Origin of the sequence: Mucilaginibacter hurinus, from assembly GCF_003324525.1 — a bacterium.
GTDB lineage: Bacteria > Bacteroidota > Bacteroidia > Sphingobacteriales > Sphingobacteriaceae > Mucilaginibacter > Mucilaginibacter hurinus.
The window spans coordinates 473,956-490,118 of the sequence record NZ_QGDC01000002.1; the positions used below are offsets into that span (position 1 = coordinate 473,956).

18 protein-coding genes are annotated in these 16,163 nt (G+C 43.5%); 15 read left to right on the forward strand and 3 right to left on the reverse strand.

Annotation, left to right across the window (positions count from 1 at the left end; all coding sequences use genetic code 11):
• Positions 1 to 7: 7 nt before the first annotated feature.
• Positions 8 to 604 carry a hypothetical protein gene (locus DJ568_RS05235; RefSeq protein WP_147238713.1) on the reverse strand — a complete coding sequence of 199 codons (597 nt, stop codon included), beginning with the start codon at positions 602 to 604 and terminating at the stop codon, positions 8 to 10.
• A 575-nt stretch (positions 605 to 1,179) separates the two neighbouring features.
• On the opposite strand from DJ568_RS05235, the gene hisG reads away from it, so the two are divergent.
• The 9 genes from hisG (at position 1,180) to DJ568_RS05280 (ending at position 10,032) form a co-directional block, all read left to right on the forward strand.
• Complete coding sequence (gene hisG / locus DJ568_RS05240; RefSeq protein ID WP_114004186.1) at positions 1,180 to 2,031, forward strand: ATP phosphoribosyltransferase; 852 nt, start codon at positions 1,180 to 1,182, stop codon at positions 2,029 to 2,031.
• A 91-nt stretch (positions 2,032 to 2,122) separates the two neighbouring features.
• Positions 2,123 to 3,409, forward strand: a complete 1,287-nt coding sequence (gene hisD / locus DJ568_RS05245; protein WP_114004187.1) for a histidinol dehydrogenase — start codon at positions 2,123 to 2,125, stop codon at positions 3,407 to 3,409.
• A 102-nt stretch (positions 3,410 to 3,511) separates the two neighbouring features.
• Positions 3,512 to 4,558 (forward strand): histidinol-phosphate transaminase, encoded by a 1,047-nt coding sequence (gene hisC, locus DJ568_RS05250; RefSeq protein WP_114004188.1) that lies wholly within the window; start codon positions 3,512 to 3,514, stop codon positions 4,556 to 4,558.
• Positions 4,555 to 5,700 (forward strand): bifunctional histidinol-phosphatase/imidazoleglycerol-phosphate dehydratase HisB, encoded by a 1,146-nt coding sequence (gene hisB / locus DJ568_RS05255; protein ID WP_199560870.1) that lies wholly within the window; start codon positions 4,555 to 4,557, stop codon positions 5,698 to 5,700. The genes hisC and hisB overlap by 4 nt, the downstream gene beginning before the upstream one ends.
• A gap of 91 nt (positions 5,701 to 5,791) precedes the next feature.
• Positions 5,792 to 6,382, forward strand: coding sequence for an imidazole glycerol phosphate synthase subunit HisH (gene hisH, locus DJ568_RS05260; RefSeq protein ID WP_114004189.1), 591 nt, complete (start codon positions 5,792 to 5,794; stop codon positions 6,380 to 6,382).
• A gap of 6 nt (positions 6,383 to 6,388) precedes the next feature.
• Positions 6,389 to 7,138 carry a 1-(5-phosphoribosyl)-5-[(5-phosphoribosylamino)methylideneamino]imidazole-4-carboxamide isomerase gene (locus DJ568_RS05265; protein ID WP_114004190.1) on the forward strand — a complete coding sequence of 250 codons (750 nt, stop codon included), beginning with the start codon at positions 6,389 to 6,391 and terminating at the stop codon, positions 7,136 to 7,138.
• A 46-nt stretch (positions 7,139 to 7,184) separates the two neighbouring features.
• Positions 7,185 to 8,312, forward strand: coding sequence for an imidazole glycerol phosphate synthase subunit HisF (hisF, locus tag DJ568_RS05270; protein ID WP_114004191.1), 1,128 nt, complete (start codon positions 7,185 to 7,187; stop codon positions 8,310 to 8,312).
• A gap of 138 nt (positions 8,313 to 8,450) precedes the next feature.
• A complete protein-coding gene (gene hisIE / locus DJ568_RS05275; RefSeq protein ID WP_114004192.1) occupies positions 8,451 to 9,038 on the forward strand; it encodes a bifunctional phosphoribosyl-AMP cyclohydrolase/phosphoribosyl-ATP diphosphatase HisIE in 588 nt (195 codons plus the stop codon).
• A gap of 88 nt (positions 9,039 to 9,126) precedes the next feature.
• Entirely contained in the window at positions 9,127 to 10,032 is a 906-nt protein-coding gene (locus DJ568_RS05280; RefSeq protein WP_114004309.1) for a WD40 repeat domain-containing protein, read from the forward strand.
• Here the strand turns inward: DJ568_RS05280 and DJ568_RS05285 are convergent.
• Together DJ568_RS05285 and DJ568_RS05290 are read right to left on the reverse strand one after the other, a co-directional pair.
• Positions 10,029 to 10,796 (reverse strand): C40 family peptidase, encoded by a 768-nt coding sequence (locus tag DJ568_RS05285; RefSeq protein WP_233496628.1) that lies wholly within the window; start codon positions 10,794 to 10,796, stop codon positions 10,029 to 10,031. The genes DJ568_RS05280 and DJ568_RS05285 overlap by 4 nt on opposite strands.
• A gap of 108 nt (positions 10,797 to 10,904) precedes the next feature.
• Positions 10,905 to 11,255 (reverse strand): 4Fe-4S dicluster domain-containing protein, encoded by a 351-nt coding sequence (locus DJ568_RS05290; RefSeq protein ID WP_114004193.1) that lies wholly within the window; start codon positions 11,253 to 11,255, stop codon positions 10,905 to 10,907.
• Between the two features lie 102 nt (positions 11,256 to 11,357).
• Between DJ568_RS05290 and DJ568_RS05295 the strand changes: the two genes are divergently transcribed.
• The 6 genes from DJ568_RS05295 (at position 11,358) to DJ568_RS05320 (ending at position 16,153) form a co-directional block, all read left to right on the forward strand.
• Positions 11,358 to 12,383, forward strand: a complete 1,026-nt coding sequence (locus tag DJ568_RS05295; protein ID WP_114004194.1) for an acyl-CoA reductase — start codon at positions 11,358 to 11,360, stop codon at positions 12,381 to 12,383.
• A 99-nt stretch (positions 12,384 to 12,482) separates the two neighbouring features.
• Positions 12,483 to 12,689: a fructose-6-phosphate aldolase gene (locus DJ568_RS05300; RefSeq protein WP_114004195.1), complete on the forward strand. Its 207-nt coding sequence runs from the start codon at positions 12,483 to 12,485 to the stop codon at positions 12,687 to 12,689.
• A gap of 6 nt (positions 12,690 to 12,695) precedes the next feature.
• Entirely contained in the window at positions 12,696 to 13,382 is a 687-nt protein-coding gene (locus tag DJ568_RS05305) for a cell division ATP-binding protein FtsE (protein WP_114004196.1), read from the forward strand.
• A 169-nt stretch (positions 13,383 to 13,551) separates the two neighbouring features.
• On the forward strand, positions 13,552 to 14,130 hold the full coding sequence (locus tag DJ568_RS05310; RefSeq protein ID WP_233496629.1) for a nucleotide exchange factor GrpE: 579 nt from the start codon (positions 13,552 to 13,554) through the stop codon (positions 14,128 to 14,130).
• Between the two features lie 120 nt (positions 14,131 to 14,250).
• Positions 14,251 to 15,417: a molecular chaperone DnaJ gene (dnaJ, locus tag DJ568_RS05315; protein ID WP_114004197.1), complete on the forward strand. Its 1,167-nt coding sequence runs from the start codon at positions 14,251 to 14,253 to the stop codon at positions 15,415 to 15,417.
• 121 nt (positions 15,418 to 15,538) lie between these two features.
• Positions 15,539 to 16,153 (forward strand): hypothetical protein, encoded by a 615-nt coding sequence (locus DJ568_RS05320; RefSeq protein ID WP_158534878.1) that lies wholly within the window; start codon positions 15,539 to 15,541, stop codon positions 16,151 to 16,153.
• Positions 16,154 to 16,163 lie beyond the last annotated feature (10 nt).

Sequence of the window (16,163 nt, forward strand, 5' to 3'; positions counted from 1 at the left end):
CACCATATCAATTCTTATAATAAATCTGTACAAGCAATTCAGTATCACTTTTAGACCCGAAGGGCAGGTCCCATAATTTTCTGTTGAATGCCAGCACAAGCCGCACCACTTTCTCCGGGTCTTCCCAATAACTTTGCGTGATAATCGCATATGCAGTGTTTATTACAGTACCCGAACGAATAGGCTCGCCTAATAAAGAACCTAACTGCGTTTTTAATGTATCGTATTTAGCGGTGAATTCTGTCTCTTTACGGGTTAGTTCCTTTAGTTTCTTTTCAGGAATATCATAATTAAAATTGCGAGTTCCCCAGTTGTACTCAACCCCTATCATTTTTTTATCATTTTCATCAAAAAAATAAAGCAAACATAATTTGGGGAAGAAATCATCGGCATTTCTGCGGTATATAAAAGCTTCAGCCACCTTTCCTTTTAACGGCTCATCAAACCATGCCCAATCCGGTTTGGTATATATCAGTTCCGCGTTAGCGTCCAACTCTTTTTTTTGCATCTGAGCTATCGACATCCTTACAAAGTCGATAGAATCTTGTGCCATTAAATTCGTTACAGAGATGATAAAAAACAATAATATCTTCAGAACTTTCATAAATGTGGATTTTATGGCAATAACGCTATTTTATTTCAAAACTTAACCTTCTATTCGTACACTTTACGGGCGTGGATATTTAGCCACCCGCCACTTGATCATGAACGATCGAAGGAACATATCCGGTTACAGAGCTAGATAATAAAATAGTGAAATTTGATAATCCTTCTGAAATACAAAATTATTGCGAGCCGCTTAAGCTCCCTGGTGTAGGCTAAGCAAAAAACTGAATAATAATGAAAGTGGTGCTGAATCTTTAGTTTCGGCCCTATTCGACAGTGTTTGCCTCCCGCACCTATCGAACAAACGAATATTATTAACTAAATTTTCGCCGACATGCACATTGACAGGCCTAAGCTAACGTATAAGGCTTAAATTCACATTATAATTTTGATTTTATAAACATCTGCCTATATTTGCAGCACCTCATAAACACTATAGGTTTACTATATAAAATGAACGGTTACAACACACATCATCTTCATCTGCACCATCGCCACCATGGCGATAATAGATAAGTATGTTTCTACGTGAAATAACACCCCGGTTCATTTTTTTACCTTTAATACAACTTTGTGAAAACACTTAAAATAGCGATCCAGAAATCGGGTCGGCTTAACGAGAAATCTGTTGAACTGCTTAAAAATTGCGGTTTGAATTTTGAAAACTATAAAAGTTCCCTGATATCACCTGTATCTAATTTTCCTTTAGAAATACTTTTTTTGCGTGATGATGATATCCCTGAATATGTGCAGGACGGCATAGCGCACCTGGGCATAGTTGGCGAAAACGTAATACAGGAAACCGAAGTAGAGGTTGCCTACCTGCAAAAACTGGGCTTTGGCAAATGCTCGTTAAAACTGGCTATTCCAAACAACAGCGACATTACCGACCTGAGCGGCCTCAACGGAAAAGCTATTGCTACCACCTACCCTGTTATTTTAAATAAATACCTGCAAAACCAAGGCATACAAGCAGATATACGTACCATATCCGGATCTGTTGAAATATCGCCCGGGCTGGGATTAAGTGACGCGATATGTGACCTGGTATCAACCGGCGGCACGTTAAAAAGCAATGGCCTTAAACCTTTTGGCGATGTAATGAGCAGCGAGGCTGTACTGATTGGCCGCAAAGGTGAAGAAGATACTGACTTGATACAGGAACTGATACAGCGCATACAATCTGTACTACGTGCTAAGGAAACCAAGTACGTAATGTTAAATGCGCCAAAAGATAACCTGGAGACTGTAATAGGTTTATTGCCCGGTATTAAAAGCCCCACCATTGTGCCTTTGGCGGATGAAAAATGGGTGGCCATACACACCGTTATCCCTGAGCGCGATTTTTGGGACAGGATAAGTCAGTTAAAACAGGCAGGCGCGCAAGGTATAGTGGTAATGCCTATTGAGAAAATAATATTGTAAAGCCTGGCCCCTTGCCCCCCAAAGGGGAGCTTTTGATTTGCAAAGCGGAGTAACTCCCCTTTAGGGGGTTTGGGGGATTGAGGACTGTTATATGAAGACATACAACTATTCAGACTTAAGCAAGGCGGAAATAGCCAAACTGGTGCAGCGCAACGTTGACCCCGCTAATGAGATACGTGCCATAGTAGAAGATATTATTGCCAACGTACAGCAAAATGGCGACGCTGCTTTGCTGGATTACGCGGCTACATTTGACAAGGTAACGCTGGACAAGCTTTACCTGGACAAAGCGGAACTTGAAGCTCTTGCCGCGCAGGTTTCAGAAACACAAAAGGCTGCGCTGGATACGGCTTATAAAAATATTTATAAATTTCACGAGGCGCAGCTTAAAGGTGAGGATAAGGTGGAAACCATGCCCGGCGTTACTTGCTGGCGCGAGTTAAGGCCCATTGAAAAAGTGGGATTATATATACCGGGTGGCACCGCTGTACTGCCCAGCACCTTTTTAATGCTTGGCATACCCGCTAAAATTGCCGGCTGCCACGAGATAATCGTATGCTCGCCGCCGCAGAAAAATGGCGGTGTAAATGCCTTTATTGCCTATGTGGCTTTGATGCTTGGTATTAACAGGATCTTTTTAGCAGGTGGCGCGCAAGCTATTGCGGCGATGGCGTACGGGACTGAAAGTATTACTAAAGTTGATAAGATATTTGGCCCTGGAAACCAATTTGTTACCAAGGCTAAAACCATTGTCCAATCAACCACTACTACAGCCATTGATATGCCTGCGGGACCGTCTGAGGTGTTGGTGATAGCTGATGATTCAGCTACCCCAAAATACATTGCAGCCGACTTGTTAGCGCAAGCTGAGCATGGGATTGACAGCCAGTCGGTGCTGGTATGCACCTCTGCTGAAATCGCTAACAAAACGATTGACGAAGTAAACCGGCAGGTTGTGACATTGCCGCGCGCAGAAATAGCACAGCAAGCCATAGATCACTCTTACATTGTTGTGGTTGACCATTTGGGGCAGGCTGTTAACTTCAGCAACCAGTATGCGCCTGAGCACCTCATACTGGCTACCGATAAGTGGGAAGAGATTACCGGCAGCGTCATCAATGCAGGCTCGGTATTTTTGGGTAACCTTACCCCCGAAAGTGCAGGTGACTACGCTTCAGGCACTAATCATACATTGCCCACAAGCAGCTATGCCAAAGCGTATTCCGGTGTTTCAGTTGATTCGTTTGTTAAGAAAATAACATTCCAATATATCACGACTGACGGACTGAAAAATATCGGCCCGTCGGTACAAACGCTGGCCGAGCTGGAGGGCTTGCATGCACATGCGAATGCGGTGGCGGTCAGATCATCTAATTAACAACCGTCATTGCGAGGAGGTACGACGAAGCAATCTCGTCGCCAACACAGCGAATAGATTGCCGCGCTTCGCTCGCAAAGACGGCAGAAAACTGATAAAATAATGTTCGACATAAATAATATAATCAGAAATAACATCAAAAACCTGGTTCCCTATTCCTCCGCACGTGATGAATTTAAGGGCGAGGCCAGCGTGTTTTTAGATGCCAATGAGAACAGTTTCGGTTCACCGCTGGATACTGCTTATAACCGCTATCCAGATCCGTTGCAGTATAAAGTTAAAAAGCGCCTGAGCGAGATAAAAGGTGTACCGCCGCGTAATATCTTTTTAGGTAATGGCAGCGACGAAGCTATAGACATACTTTTCCGCAGCTTTTGCAACCCGGGTGTTGATAATGTAATACTAGTGCCGCCCACTTACGGCATGTATGAGGTGTCGGCCAATATCAATGATATTGAAACCCGGAAAGTATTGCTTACCGAAGACTACCAGTTGAACTTAGAAGCCATTGCGGCAGCTATTGACGAGCATACCAAACTGATATTTATTTGCTCGCCCAATAATCCCACCGGCAACTCTATGCACCGCGAAGATGTGGAAACTTTATTGGCTAATTTTAGCGGTTTAGTAATTGTAGATGAAGCGTATATAAACTATAGCCGCCAGAAAAGCTTTATACAGGAACTTACAGAATATGCTAACCTGGTAGTTTTGCAAACCCTATCAAAGGCCTGGGGGCTTGCAGCCTTGCGCGTAGGCATGGCTTTCGCCAGCGAAGAGATAATTGAGGTGATGAATAAAGTGAAGCCCCCATATAACGTAAACGAAGCATCGCAGCAGCTGGCATTACAGGCATTGAATAACGTAGACACCGTAAACAACTGGATTAGAGAGACTTTAAGTGAACGGGATAAATTAGTGCTTCAACTTAAAGAATTTGATTTTGTGGTTGATATCTATCCATCCGACGCTAATTTTATCCTTGTTAAAACAACCGGTGCCCGTGACATCTACAACTTCCTGGTACAACACGGAATTATAGTGCGCGACCGCTCAAAGGTTGAGCTTTGCGAAGGAAGCTTGCGGATAACTATCGGCACTCCACCCGAAAACGAACAACTAATTAATCACTTACGCAATTACAAATGAGCCTGAAAAAAATACTTTTTATTGACCGCGACGGCACTATGCTGAAAGAACCGGCTGATGAGCAGGTGGATTCGTTTGATAAACTTGAATTTTACCCCGGCGCGCTGCAATACCTGCCCAAAATTGCCGAACTTAATTTTGAATTGGTGATGGTAACTAACCAGGATGGTCTTGGCACGCCAGTTCACTCGAACGAAAACTTTTTTCCGGTACATAATTTTATACTGAAAACGTTTGAAAATGAAGGCGTAAAGTTTGACGCCGTGTATATTGACCGTACTTTTCCCGCTGATAATGCCCCTACCCGCAAGCCCGGTACCGGTATGCTTACACAGTATTTTGATACCGGAAAATACGACCTTAAAAACTCGTTTGTAATAGGTGACCGGAAGAATGATGTATTGCTGGCAAAAAACCTGGGCGCCAAAGCATTATGGTTAAACAATCAATCAAACTTAGGCGGCAGGGAATTTAATGCAGACAACTGGCAGGATGACGTGAAAGAGGTTATTGCCCTGGAAACAACCGACTGGAAAGACATTTACGAACACCTTAAACTGGGTCAGCGCATTATTGAACATCGCCGTACAACCAAAGAAACTGATATTTATATTAAACTTAACCTTGACGGCAAAGGCGATGCAAAGATAGAAACCGGCTTAAACTTTTTTGACCATATGCTTGACCAGATAGCGCGGCATGGAAGCCTGGGGCTTGAGGTAATTGCTAAAGGCGATTTGCATATTGATGAGCACCACACCATTGAAGATACCGGGATAGCTTTAGGCGAGGTTTTTGCTGAAGCATTAGGTGATAAAAAAGGTATAGAGCGTTACGGTTTTTGCCTGCCGATGGACGACTGCCTGGCGCAGGTAGGCATTGACTTTGGCGGTCGTAACTGGATAGTTTGGGAGGCGGAATTTAAACGTGAAAAGGTTGGTGATGTACCTACCGAAATGTTTTATCACTTCTTTAAATCATTTAGCGACGCGGCAAAATGTAACCTGAATATAAAAGCAGAGGGCGATAACGAGCATCATAAAATAGAAGCTATATTTAAAGCCTTCGCCAAAGCCATTAAAATGGCAGTGAAAAGAGATGTTGATAATATGGTTTTACCTAGCACAAAGGGAGTGCTTTAAGTTGAGAACTAAGAATCAAGAACCATGAACGAAGAAGAAAATTTTCGCTTTTCCTGGCTCCTGATTCTTCATTCTTGATTCTAACAAAGAAATGATTGGAATAATACGCTACGGCGCAGGCAACATATTTTCGCTTACGGCTACGTTAGACAGGCTGGGCATTGCCTACGGAATGGTACATAATGAAGCTGATTTTGAACAATTTGACCGCTTTATTATACCCGGCGTAGGGCACGCCGGGGCGGCTATGGCCAAGCTTGAAAGTACAGGCCTGGTACCTAAAATAAAATCACTTAAAAAACCGGTTTTGGGCATATGCGTGGGTATGCAACTCCTTACCTCCTTTTCGGAAGAAGGCGATGCCGACCTGCTGGATATTGTGCCTTTAAAAACTCTGCGATTTGCAGAAAGTCCGGCATACAAGGTTCCGCACACGGGCTGGAACCGTGTATATGCAGAAAAAAACAATAAACTTTTTTTAAATATTCCCGCCGGTTCGCACTTTTACTTTGTACATTCATACTTTATTGAGTACAATAGTGAGTATACACTGTCATCAACAATGTATCCTGATAAATTTTCGGCATCAATTTGGCTTGATAATTTTTATGGTGTGCAGTTTCACCCTGAAAAATCAGGCGCTTACGGAGAGACCCTACTAACTAATTTTTCACAAATATAATAAGGCATGTACATTATTCCCGCTATCGATATCCTGAACAAAAAAGTTGTGCGCCTGCGTGAGGGCGACTATGGCCAGGTTACCGAATACGATGTTTCACTGGAAGAGATGATTGAGAAATACCAGTCAAACGGTACAAATTTCATCCACATAATTGACCTTAACGGGGCAAAAAACGACTTTTCAAATCAACAATACCTGTTTGACGTGATACGTAAAACAGATATGAAAGTGCAATACGGCGGTGGCATACGCAGCATTGATAAAGTTAAAGAATTGATTGATGCCGGCGTTCACCGCGTGATAGTAGGCACCCAGGCGCTCACCAACCCGTCTTTTTTGCCCGACCTTGCAAAAACCATTTGCGGCCGCGATAAATGTTCAGACCAGGTAGTGATAGCTATAGATGTGCTTGACGAGGTGATAAAATACTCGGGATGGATGGAAAGCTCTCCTATTAAACTGATGGACTACGTTGATAAATGCCTGGCATTAGGTTTCTTCAGGTTCCTGTGTACAGATATCAATAAAGACGGCAAACTTGGTGGTGCCGGTATTGAGCTTTATGAAAAATTACTGGACCATTCACCATTTATTAAACTTATTGCTTCAGGCGGCGTAAGCTCAATGGATGATATTGAAAAATTAAGCCAGTTAAAAGTAGAGTCATGCGTGGTTGGCAAAGCTATATACGAAGGGCATATTTCAGTTGAAGATGTAAAAAACTGGAACCTGGAAGCTTTAATATCAATATAAGCCCCCTAACCCCCTAAAGGGGAACCGAAATTGAATGAAAAAGCGAATGTTCTTCGGTGTAAGCCAGTTGATATTCAAGAATGCATATCGGTTAAGAAACAATATGACAGCCGCCGAAATGCTGCTATGGGAGCATTTAAAGGGAAATCAACTTGGTGTTAAATTCCGAAGGCAGCACCCTTTAAGCATTTACATAGCCGATTTTTTTTGCCATCAGCACAAACTCGTTATTGAGGTTGACGGAAGTATACATGAGCTTCCTGAAATAGCATTGCATGATTTAGAAAGACAAATTAACATTGAAAATGAAGGAATTAAAGTCCTTCGTTTTACAAACCATGAGATTTTCAATCAATTAGATAAAGTATTGAATACAATCAAACAAACTATATCCTCCCCCTTCAGGGGGTCGGGGGGCCTTAGTAAACGTATTATCCCCTGTCTTGATGTAAAAGACGGCCGCACAGTAAAAGGTGTAAACTTTGTTGATTTACGCGATGCCGGTGACCCGGTTGAACTGGCCTGGAACTACTCCAACCAAGGCGCTGATGAGCTGGTGTTTCTGGACATTACCGCTACAGTTGAGCGCCGTAAAACCATGGTTGAACTGGTTAAGTCAGTTGCCAGGCAAATAAACATTCCGTTTACCATTGGCGGCGGAATAAACGAAATTGCAGATGCCGACGCGCTGCTGAATGCTGGGGCAGATAAAATTTCCATCAATTCGGCTGCTGTACGTAACCCGGCGCTCATTGATGAACTGGCAAAAGCCTTCGGGGTACAGTTTGTGGTAATAGCGGTTGACACCCGCGTTAACAATGGCCAAAACATAGTACATTTGAATGGCGGCCGCGTACCTACCGAAAGGCAGACCTTAGAGTGGATACTGGAAGCCGAAAGCCGCGGCGCGGGCGAAATATTGCTTACTTCGATGGATCATGACGGGACTAAGGCGGGCTTTGATAACGGTTTGTTAAAACAGGTTAACGACGCGGTACACATACCGGTTATTGCGTCGGGCGGCGCCGGTTCGGTACAGCATTTTGTGGACGTATTTAAACAAACAAACGTGGATGCCGCACTGGCAGCCTCGGTATTCCATTATGGCGAGATACTGATACCTGATTTAAAGAAGGTGCTGCAGGATAACGACATTGAGGTCAGGACGGTATAATTAGCGCGGCGCTGCGCCGGGCATGCTTTAGTTTATTGAATACCGCAGCTTAAGCACTGCATAATGATAACCTAAACTGTAACGCTGTGCACTTCCATTGTTGATGGCGACACTGGCAACAGACTTAAGATAAACGACATGAATATAGACTTTGATAAAACCAACGGTTTAGTGCCGGTAATTATACAGGACGAAAAAACACTTGAAGTACTGATGCTGGGCTATATGAACCAGGAAGCGTACGACAAAACCCTGCAGGAAAACATTGTAACTTTTTTTTCGCGCACAAAAAACCGGTTGTGGACTAAGGGCGAAACCAGTAACAACTTTCTGCATGTTAAGGATATTAAGCTGGATTGCGACAATGATACGCTATTGATAAAAGTAACAGCCGATGGCCCCACCTGTCATACAGGCGACCGCAGTTGTTTTAAAACCGAATACAATAGCAATTTCATTAACCAGCTGGAACGTATTATTGACGAACGTTATACCCATCCGGCAGAAAGTTCGTATGTAAACAAGCTGCGTACAAAAGGCTTAAATAAAATTGCCCAAAAGGTTGGTGAAGAAGGTGTTGAAACGGTAATAGCTGCACTGGCTGAAACAGAAGCTGATTTGGTGAACGAGGCGTCGGACCTGGTGTTTCACCTTCTTGTGTTACTTCGCGAAAAAGGATTGACTTTAGACAAGATAGCAAAAAACTTAGAGCAGAGGCATAAATAGATCATAGTAAATGGTTCAGAGTTCATAGTCAGAAGGTGGCTAAATTGAACGGACTTTTATGAACCATGAACATGAACATAAAACTAAAATGATCACCGCTGAAAAAATAAATGAGTTAACCGGCCATGGCAACCCCATATTTACCGCTGAACTTTCGCAAAAACCGGGAATATTGTTTACCGGGGGCAATGACAAGGGTGTGGTGGAATGGAGCCTTAAGACTATGTCGTTTATCAAAGTATTATTTCCGGTACCTGCGTCTGTTTATGCCCTTAACTGCCCGGAGGGATTCCCCTACCTATTTGCCGGTTTGCGCACCGGCGATGTACCGGTTTTTGATTTCTCACAGCAAAAGGTAGTTAAATTGCTTAAGCATCACACCAAACCGATTTTTGATATAAAGGCCGTACCCGGCAAAAACGAATTACTGGTGGCATCAGAAGATGGGTCAGTATCAATTTGGAGCCTGGAGACGCTGGATTTGATCCATACCATACAGGTATCGCATGATACAGTGCGTTGTGTTACCATATCGCCCGGCCGAAGACATGTAGCCTTTGGTTGTCGGGACAACAGTATACGGATATACGACCTGGACGATTACGGTTATATAACTACTGCAACGGGCCACACGATGTCGGTATTTTCACTTGAATATTCGCCTAATGGAGAGTACTTGGTTTCCGGGTCGCGTGATGCCCAATTAAAAATCTGGAACACGGTTGATTATGCGTTGCTGCAAAACATCCCTGCACACCTCTTCGCTGTAAACCACATCGCATTCCATCCCTCGCTGCCTTACTTTGCAACGGCCAGTATGGATAAAAGCATAAAAATATGGGACGCGCATAGCTTTAAGCTGCGCAAAGCCATCAGCCGCGAAAAAGGTTATCCCGGGCACGTGCTATCCATTAACAAACTGGCATGGAACGACAACTACCTTATTTCAGTAAGTGATGATAAGCGGGTGATACTTTGGAACATCGGTTTTTAAATAAACCGCCTTACACAGTTAAATTTGTGCGTATAGCGCTTTAACTCTTCCGAGTAAATGCCTTCTTCATCAATTCTGTCTATTTTAACTTTTCCTGATGCGTGAAGGATATTTTCGTTATCGAGCATAATACCTACGTGGGTTATCCTCCCCTCTTTATTTTCAAAAAAAGCCAGGTCTCCCTCCTGCGCCGCTGAAAGCTTTTCAATTAGTTGTCCCTGCCGGGCTTGCTGACTGGCATCGCGATCTATTTTAATGCCATGCCACTTAAATACCGCCTGCGAAAGGCCCGAACAATCAATTCCAAAATGTGTGCGCCCTCCCCAAAGGTAAGGCACATGCATAAACTGCATAGCTGTTTCGGTAATGCTATCACGCTCCTCATCGTCATCAATTTCGGGCACTAGGTAAGCTTCATTATTTATACGGCATTCGGTATGCTGTAAATAGGGCAACGAGCTGCCAAAAGGCAGGTACAGCAAACTCATATCCGATTTTTTAAAGGCCCATGTAACCGGGCTGTTAGTTATGGCCGGTATATTAAATTTTATATCATCAAAAGTTTGCTTATCGGTAAGTTCAAACAGCAACCTGCCTATCCAACCGGTATAATTATCATAGGCAGTAATAATTTTTACCCAATGCTCCTGCCATTCCAATATTTCAAATGCCTCTCCAAACAATACCTGCGATGTTTGTTCGGCGCGCTCGGTTGGCTCGGCACGCAGAGGAGCTATCGCAAGGTTACAAATTCCGTATTCCATTAACAGCAAAATTAGATAAAAAAGTGCGTGGTTAAATTCTGTAAAGCCCAGGTAAAAAAAAAGCGCCTTTAAAAGGCGCTCTTCGGGTATCTTATCATTAACAGCATGTTACTCTACATGCAGCCAGGCCTTTTTAGCCAGGAGTTCTTCGTCGGTCTCGCGTATATCTTCATCATCTACGCAGCAATCAACCGGACAAACAGCAGCACATTGTGGTTCGTCATGAAAACCCACACACTCTGTACATTTATCCGGAACAATGTAATAAATATCGTCAGATAAAGCAGCCTGAGTTTCTTCAGCGTTAAGGGTGTTACCGTCTCCAAAATCAATTACCCCCCTTAAACCTGTACCATCAGAGAAACGCCAGGCGGCACCTGCATCATAAATAGCATTGTTAGGGCATTCCGGTTCGCAGGCCCCGCAGTTTATGCATTCATCGGTGATTTTAATCGCCATATTTTTATATAAATCTTATAATCTAAATTAACTTTGCCCGTTATTTTTGCTGCAAATATAACAAAAAAACACGTCCAGGGTTTACCTCAGTAACCATTTTATATGTCAAATTACATTCCTAATACATTTATTAACTCATTTTCACTACTTGGCGATCACCTTCGCCATCCGGATACAGAGCTGAAGGAAATTATTGAAACTGAAAAATTATACAACGCCTGGTTTACACCTGAAAGCGTTTCGGCCTCCGTAGCAGCTATAGCAGAGCATCTGAGTCATGCTAACCTGTCCAAATGGACAGCATCGTATAACCTCAATGCAAACCATGCCCCAAAACATATCGGCCTCATACTGGCCGGCAATATACCCCTGGTAGGATTTCACGATATAATGTGTGTTTTGTTATCAGGAAACCATGCGTTAATCAAAGCCTCGTCACAGGATACCCGGTTAATAAAATACATTTTGAATAAACTAGTAAGCATTGATGCGCGTTTTAGCAACCGTTTTACGTTTGTTGAAAAACTGCAAAATTTTGATGCGGTTATTGCTACCGGCAGCGATAATTCGTCACGCTATTTTGAGTACTACTTTGGCAAAGTGCCGCACATTATACGTAAAAACCGTAATAGCTTAGCGGTGCTTACCGGGCATGAAACAGCAGAGCAACTGCATGCTCTCGGTCATGATATTTTTGACTATTACGGCCTGGGGTGCCGCAACGTATCAAAACTTATGGTGCCGCAAGGCTTTAACTTCACGCCTTTTTTTGAGGCCATAGAATCCTATCAGCCCATAATAAACCACCATAAATACAATAACAATTACGATTACAATAAATCTGTTTACCTGGTTAACAGTGACAAACACCTGGATAACGGTTTTTTATTGGTGAAAGAAGACACCAGGTTGTCGTCGCCGCTGGCTGTACTGTTTTTTGAGTATTACGACAGCCTTGCATCAGCCGAAAAAACCATTAACATGAACAGCGAAAAGATACAATGTGTGGTAAGCGGTGGGGCCTTAAAAGTAAATGCCCAGGTGGTTGATTTTGGTAAAAGCCAGCGCCCCGGACTGGCGGATTATGCCGACGGGATTGATACGATGAAATTTTTGGCTGATCTTTAAAATTACAATACCTTTGGAAAACAGCTTTTTGGTTGATGGTTCATTGTTCGTAACCAAATTGGTTGTACCATGAACTATATGCCGTGACCATGAACTAACATGTATATTATAAAAGTAAAAGGCGTTGCAAAAATACCCGACTACGTGCAGCTAAGAGACGATAAGTTTACCTTGCTAGCGTATTTTAGGGTTGACAGGCCCGATAAATCTTTAGATAAAGTTGGGTTGGCCGACAAAGCCGAGCATATTATGGAAATTATAAAGGACCTGCCTTTTGGGCAGATCCTGAAATTAGACCTGGAGTAAAAAAAGATGATAGGAAATTCTATTATAAAATTAACCGGTGTTGATATCTTTCAGCAAAAGCACCTGGTATTATCAAACGTTGACCTGCATATTGATAAAGGCGACTTTGTGTGGCTGATAGGCCAAACCGGATCAGGCAAAAGCAGCTTGCTCAAGGTTATTTACGGTGATTTGCATATCAACACGGGTATGGGTCACGCCTGCGGATACGATTTAAACAAGCTTGCAGACAGGGATGTGCCGTTTTTACGCCGTAAACTTGGCATCGTTTTCCAGGATTTTCAGTTGCTGACCGATCGTACGGTTGAACAAAACCTGCATTTTGTAATGCGCGCCACCGGCTGGAAAGATCCTAAGCTTATTAACGAACGCGCCCTGGATGTACTTGAAAAAGTCGGCCTGCGCTCTAAATTAAAAAAAATGCCGCATGAGCTTTCGGGCGGCGAGCAGCAGCGTGTGGTAATAGCCCGCGCACTGCTTAACGACCCAGAGATTATATTGGCTGACGAACCAACGGGCAACCTTGACCCGGATACTTCTGAAGAAATTGTTATGCTGCTAAAGCAGATAGGACAACAAATGGGCACTGCCATAATAATGGCTACGCATGACTATCACATTATCCGCACATTTCCCTCGCGCATTATTAAATGCGAGAATGGCAAGGTGCTTGAAGATGTTACTATAGCATAAGCATATTACCGTTGCAATATAGCCTTATCCATCTGTTACTGTCCTAACCGGCAAGTAAACAAACTGCCACTGTCATCAAAACTGCCATCGCTTCCATAAAAGCACAAAACTCTCTGTCACCTTGTCGGCTTTATGCCTATGGCAAGGTACTTGATTAGCCCTATTAGTTATGAAATTTAACGATATGCTGAAGAAAAAAAAGAAGGAAACACCTGAAAATTTAACTGACGTGCAAAACGAAAACGTACCTGCAGAAGAACAGGAGCTAACACAACAAACAGAGGCGGCACAGGAGCCATCTGCTGAAGATAAAGCAAAAGAAGAACTGGCACAGGCTAATGAAAAATATCTGCGCTTGTATGCCGAGTTTGATAACTTCAGGCGCCGTACTTCAAAGGAAAGAGTTGAACTGTTACAAACGGCCGGCAAAGAAGTAATAGTATCGTTATTGCCGGTACTGGATGATTTTGAACGTGCATTTAAGTCAATGGATCAGGCAACGGATGTGGTTGCGGTAAAAGCCGGCGTAGAGTTGATTTACAGTAAACTTAACAATATACTGCAGCAAAAAGGTTTAAAACCAATGGAAGCCATTGGCCAGCCTTTTGACGCCGACCTGCACGAAGCCATTACCAATATACCCGCCCCCAATGATGAGATGAAAGGTAAAGTGGTGGACGAAATGGAAAAAGGTTATTACCTGGGCGAAAAGGTAGCACGCTTTGCCAAGGTTATAGTAGGAAGTTAAAAATTAGTGAAAGAGGGAATTGGTTACGGGTGTTATACCGCTGCCAATTATGTTGATATCAAGATATAATTGTGATGGTGAGCGAAATATCACGCATCCAATAAATCAGTAAATAAAACAATGTCTAAAAGAGATTATTACGACGTACTTGGGGTTTCAAAAAGCGCCGATGCCGAGGAAATTAAAAAGGCTTACCGTAAAATGGCCATTAAGTATCACCCCGACAAAAATCAGGGCGATAAGGAGGCCGAAGAAAAATTTAAGGAAGCCGCCGAAGCTTACGAGGTGTTAAGCAATCCTGAGAAGCGCCAGCGGTACAACCAGTTTGGGCACGCGGCCAACGCGCAGTCGGCCAGCGGCGGCGGTTATGGCGGCGGCGGCATGAATATGGAAGACATATTTAGCCAGTTTGGTGATATTTTTGGCGGCGGTAGTCCGTTCGAAGGTTTCTTTGGCGGCGGTGGCGGCAGGCAAAGCAGCGGCGGTCGTCGTGTAGCGCGCGGCAGCAACCTGCGTATAAAAGTGAAGCTTACGCTGGAGGAGATTGCCAACGGTGCCGAGAAAAAAATAAAAGTAAACAAGCAGGTAGTTTGCAGAACCTGCGATGGCAGTGGTGCAAAGGATAAGTCGTCTTTTCAAACCTGTAAAACCTGTGGCGGCCAGGGCGCTGTGCGCAGGGTGACCAATACCATACTTGGGCAAATGCAAACAACAAGCACCTGCCCTACCTGTAATGGCGAAGGTTCTATCATTACCTCAAAATGTACTGCCTGCCACGGCGATGGCGTAGTGCGCGGCGAAGAAACCATTACTATAAACGTACCGGCCGGTGTTAGCGAAGGTATGCAGCTAAGCATGAGCGGCAAAGGCAACGCGGCCCCACGCGGCGGTATGCCCGGCGACCTTATTATATTGATAGAGGAATTGCCGCATGAAACATTAAAACGAGATGGCAATAATGTTATATATGATTTGCATGTAAGCTTTATTGACGCGGCCCTTGGCACCAGCGTTGAAGTGCCAACCATTGATGGTAAAGCAAAAATTAAGCTTGAACCCGGTACGCAGGGCGGCAAAATATTACGCCTTAAAGGCAAAGGCGTGCCCGAGGTAAACTCATACCACCGCGGCGACCAACTGGTGCACGTAAATATCTGGACGCCAAAGGCACTAAATCGCGAAGAGCGCGAAATGCTTGAAAAACTGCAAAACTCGCCTAACTTTAAACCTAATCCGGGCAAAAACGAAAAAAGCTTTTTTGAGCGGATGAAGGAATATTTTGAGTAAGCGTGTTAAAACTTTGAGATAAAGGCGAAGGCCTCATGAGGCCCGGGAAGTTTTTCCGGGCCTCTTGCATTTACTTTATCTTACTGCCTAACAATTACCGCACCGTACCGTTAACACTTTAATGACGATGTTGAAAATTAACTTAAAAACTACCCGGTTAGCTTATTTTTTAACGCTTATACATATCGTTACAAGGGGTATGTTATACAGCGTCCCGCTATTAAATATCAATTTGAATGGCCATCTTCAATACTTGCTTTTATTTTTGGCAGAATTCAGCTATCTCGGGGTGTTGGTATATCTTATCCTGGTGCTCAGGCATTTTGGCTATAAGTGGCTTCCACTACCTTTAATATTATTGTTAATTACCGAGATGGTAAGCTTCGCCACAGCCACATTTTTCAGGCCGGACAACAAAGATACCGCCGTGCTTTATTCGGGTACATTAGCCGGGTTAAGCGTGTTTTTTTTGGCGGCAGAAGTTTGGCTGTCTATAGCCACCTACCACGTGCGCAACAACCATGTGCTGCGGTCATTCCGGTTGTTCGCCTTTACATTATTATCTGCACATATAGCCAAAACATTGCTTACCGTATATTTCGCTTTTTTGTTAGTTACTAAAGATCAGGATTACCTGAATTACGTAAACCTGCTATACCTTGTACCACCGCTAACGGTATTTTTCATAATACAAAGAGTGAGCATTGCCTTAGGCGAGAGCAAAGTATCCGGATAATCAAACCATT

Coding starts and splice junctions, on each gene's coding strand:
- DJ568_RS05235 (WP_147238713.1), bottom strand. CDS start 604: ATGAAAGTTCTGAAGATATTATTGTTTTTTATCATCTCTGTAACGAAT.
- hisD (WP_114004187.1), top strand. CDS start 2,123: ATGAAGACATACAACTATTCAGACTTAAGCAAGGCGGAAATAGCCAAA.
- hisC (WP_114004188.1), top strand. CDS start 3,512: ATGTTCGACATAAATAATATAATCAGAAATAACATCAAAAACCTGGTT.
- hisB (WP_199560870.1), top strand. CDS start 4,555: ATGAGCCTGAAAAAAATACTTTTTATTGACCGCGACGGCACTATGCTG.
- hisH (WP_114004189.1), top strand. CDS start 5,792: ATGATTGGAATAATACGCTACGGCGCAGGCAACATATTTTCGCTTACG.
- DJ568_RS05265 (WP_114004190.1), top strand. CDS start 6,389: ATGTACATTATTCCCGCTATCGATATCCTGAACAAAAAAGTTGTGCGC.
- hisF (WP_114004191.1), top strand. CDS start 7,185: ATGTTCTTCGGTGTAAGCCAGTTGATATTCAAGAATGCATATCGGTTA.
- hisIE (WP_114004192.1), top strand. CDS start 8,451: ATGAATATAGACTTTGATAAAACCAACGGTTTAGTGCCGGTAATTATA.
- DJ568_RS05280 (WP_114004309.1), top strand. CDS start 9,127: ATGATCACCGCTGAAAAAATAAATGAGTTAACCGGCCATGGCAACCCC.
- DJ568_RS05285 (WP_233496628.1), bottom strand. CDS start 10,796: ATGGAATACGGAATTTGTAACCTTGCGATAGCTCCTCTGCGTGCCGAG.
- DJ568_RS05290 (WP_114004193.1), bottom strand. CDS start 11,255: ATGGCGATTAAAATCACCGATGAATGCATAAACTGCGGGGCCTGCGAA.
- DJ568_RS05295 (WP_114004194.1), top strand. CDS start 11,358: ATGTCAAATTACATTCCTAATACATTTATTAACTCATTTTCACTACTT.
- DJ568_RS05300 (WP_114004195.1), top strand. CDS start 12,483: ATGTATATTATAAAAGTAAAAGGCGTTGCAAAAATACCCGACTACGTG.
- DJ568_RS05305 (WP_114004196.1), top strand. CDS start 12,696: ATGATAGGAAATTCTATTATAAAATTAACCGGTGTTGATATCTTTCAG.
- DJ568_RS05310 (WP_233496629.1), top strand. CDS start 13,552: ATGAAATTTAACGATATGCTGAAGAAAAAAAAGAAGGAAACACCTGAA.
- dnaJ (WP_114004197.1), top strand. CDS start 14,251: ATGTCTAAAAGAGATTATTACGACGTACTTGGGGTTTCAAAAAGCGCC.
- DJ568_RS05320 (WP_158534878.1), top strand. CDS start 15,539: ATGACGATGTTGAAAATTAACTTAAAAACTACCCGGTTAGCTTATTTT.